Below are 1,943 nucleotides of genomic sequence, written 5' to 3'. Positions count from 1 at the left end.
CGGCGGCACAGTTCGACGATCTCCTGGAGACCGGCGAGGACGACCTCGACGTGCTGGCCGAGCGCTCCGAGGACGTGGCCGCGGCGACCGAGAACCTCCGTGCGGTGCTCGACGCCGCCGACGACTTCGGGGTGCGTGATCAGCTCACCCTGTCGCTGTCGACCGCCCGCGGACTGGACTACTACACCGGTGTCGTCTTCGAGTGTTTCGACGCGACTGGTGCGGTCTCCCGGTCTGTCTTTGGCGGCGGACGCTACGACGATCTCATCGAGGGGTTCGGCGGCCAGCCAACTCCCGCCGTGGGTTTCGCACCGGGCCATGCGACCCTGCAACTGTTATGTGAGCGGGCCGGCGTCTGGCCCGAGGAGTCGCTGTCGACCGACTACTACGTCTTGCAGGTGGGTGACACCCGCCCGACCGCGGCACGTATCGCCCGCGATCTCCGCAAGAACGGCCACGTCGTCGAGACCGATGTCGCCGACCGCTCTTTCGGCGCCCAGATGGGGTACGCCGACAACGTCAACGCCGAGACGGTGGTCATCGTCGGCGAGCGTGATCTCGAAAACGACGAGGTGACGCTAAAAGAGATGGACGGCGGCGAGCAGGTCTCCGTTCCCGTCGCCGAGTTCCCCGGCGAGTACGATCGACCGACCTTCGAGGACTTCCTATAGATCCAGTTCCATCTCGATCTCGGCGTGTTCGCGCAGACGGGTCTCAAAGCCCACAGAGCGATAGACACGCATCGCGACGTGGTTGCGCTGTGAGACGGCTAACCAGACGTGTTCGATCCCCTCCGCCTGACCGTGGCCCAGAAGTACCTCGATGAGCCGTGTCCCGATGCCAGCCGACTGGTACTCGGGGTGGACGAAGATCGCCAGTTCAGCGCTGCCGTCGTCGACCGGAACGAGGACGGCGTGCCCGACCGGCCGGTCGTCATGGAACACGACGACGTTGCGTCCATCGTCCAACAGTCCGTCCACCCACTCGCGGATGGCGGGTTCGTTTCTGGGCGGGACACCTTGGGACCGGGAGTCAGCGTCGAAGTCGGTGTACATCGATACCAGCGGCTCGGCCTCGACGCCGTAGGCCACCATTCGGACCGTTCGATCCTCGCTGTCAGTGAACTCCTGTGGTGGGCGCGGGAACTGATGACCGTCCCCGGCGGATGCTGGCATTCTGCTAGCAGCTACGGTCCCGACGTTGGTAAAGCCGCAGGGTCCGATCGGTGACGCGGCCCCCGTACCGTCAGGACCGTTCCAGCCTGCGTGGCGTCTGATTGGCCGGCTATACGGGTCGACACTGATAGATATTCGCCGGGGTCTGGCTCTATCAATCGTTCTGTCGACCCGTATACGAAGTCGGGGGTCACAAGTGGACGGTCGTCAAATCTCGCCCCATGCGTGCCTACCGGGTCGCCTACGACGGCCGACCCTACAACGGCTTCCAGCGCCAGCCCGACGTACCGACGGTCGAGGGGAATCTCCTCGCCGGCATCGGTCGCCTCGGCGTCTGCGAGCGCGGTGGGGTCCCCGCGGGGTACGCGGCGGCCGGCCGCACCGATGCCGGCGTCTCTGCCGTCGCACAGACTGTCGCGTTCGACACCCCCGACTGGCTCACGCCAGCGGCGTTCAACAGCGAACTGCCCGCCGACATCCGTGTCTGGGCCAGTGCCGATGTCCCCGAGGACTTTCACGCGACCCACGACGCGGTAAAGCGCCGCTACACGTACTTCCTGTACGCACCCGAAGCTGACGACGCGCTGGCCGCGGCGGCGCTTGCGGACCTCTGTGGCCGTCACGACTACCACAACCTGACGCCCGACGATGACGGGACGGTCCGGAAGCTGCGTGGGAGTGTCGAGCGGGACGGCGACACGCTGGTCGTCCGGTTGCGTGCCGGCGGCTTCGCCCGGCAGTTGGTCCGCCGGGTCGTCGGCCTGCTCG

Annotated in this window: 3 protein-coding genes; 2 read left to right on the top strand and 1 reads right to left on the bottom strand. The window is 66.5% G+C overall.

Going from position 1 to position 1,943, the window contains the following annotated elements; translation table 11 throughout:
* A partial coding sequence (locus Q0964_RS16230) for an ATP phosphoribosyltransferase regulatory subunit (protein WP_299269658.1) occupies positions 1-671 on the top strand: 671 nt, incomplete at its 5' end.
* On the opposite strand, the gene Q0964_RS16225 is transcribed toward Q0964_RS16230, so the two are convergent.
* On the bottom strand, positions 666-1,175 hold the full coding sequence (locus Q0964_RS16225; protein WP_299269656.1) for a GNAT family N-acetyltransferase: 510 nt from the start codon (positions 1,173-1,175) through the stop codon (positions 666-668). The genes Q0964_RS16230 and Q0964_RS16225 overlap by 6 nt on opposite strands.
* A gap of 221 nt (positions 1,176-1,396) precedes the next feature.
* Between Q0964_RS16225 and truA the strand changes: the two genes are divergently transcribed.
* Positions 1,397-1,943 (top strand): tRNA pseudouridine(38-40) synthase TruA (gene truA, locus Q0964_RS16220; protein ID WP_299269653.1); only part of this gene is annotated, 547 nt, incomplete at its 3' end.

Source organism: Halorientalis sp. (genome assembly GCF_028275115.1).
Classification (GTDB): domain Archaea; phylum Halobacteriota; class Halobacteria; order Halobacteriales; family Haloarculaceae; genus Halorientalis.
This window is presented reverse-complemented; position numbering and strand designations above follow the sequence as displayed.

Coding starts and splice junctions, on each gene's coding strand:
- Q0964_RS16225 (WP_299269656.1), bottom strand. CDS start 1,175: ATGCCAGCATCCGCCGGGGACGGTCATCAGTTCCCGCGCCCACCACAG.